Consider the following 505-nt stretch of genomic DNA (forward strand, 5'->3'; position numbering starts at 1 on the left):
AGTTTCCCACATGCTAATGCGTTTTTCTTTTTTTGCTTCTTTTTTTCTTTTTGTGGGACCTCCCTTTTTTGTGGATAACTCATTTAACTTAAACGGGCACAACGAGCGTTTTTTCCTTTTGCCATTTTCCAGGATATTTCTTCCATCGTTTTTTCAATACATCTCCTTGTTTATGTGCCTGGCATGGTGTCAGATAATCACAGCTTCCATGGGGCCGTAATTCATTATATACCTTAATGCTGCTTTCGATCTTTTGGTAGGTCTGCTCGAAGTTAACTGAACTGCTGTACAGGTTAAATTCACCTTTAATGATCCCGTTCATCCGTTCTGCCAGGGCGTTCTCGTATGGGTCGCCACGTTCGGTCATGCTAATGGAGACAGTTTCGCCCATAAGCAAGTCCACATAATCTTTCGAGCAGTATTGAGCCCCTCTGTCAGAATGATGGGTCAGGGTCTGTCCGCTATAGCTGCGGGCGTCAAGCGCCATCTGTAAGGCTGCTATGCA

1 protein-coding gene is annotated in these 505 nt (G+C 44.4%); it reads right to left on the reverse strand.

The features are described 5' to 3' along the window. Nucleotides 1–88: 88 nt before the first annotated feature. A partial coding sequence (locus ACFFGT_RS19090) for an integrase core domain-containing protein (protein WP_377024120.1) occupies nt 89–505 on the reverse strand: 417 nt, incomplete at its 5' end.

It is taken from the genome of Mucilaginibacter angelicae (genome assembly GCF_042434235.1).
In the GTDB taxonomy this organism is placed as follows: domain Bacteria; phylum Bacteroidota; class Bacteroidia; order Sphingobacteriales; family Sphingobacteriaceae; genus Mucilaginibacter; species Mucilaginibacter angelicae.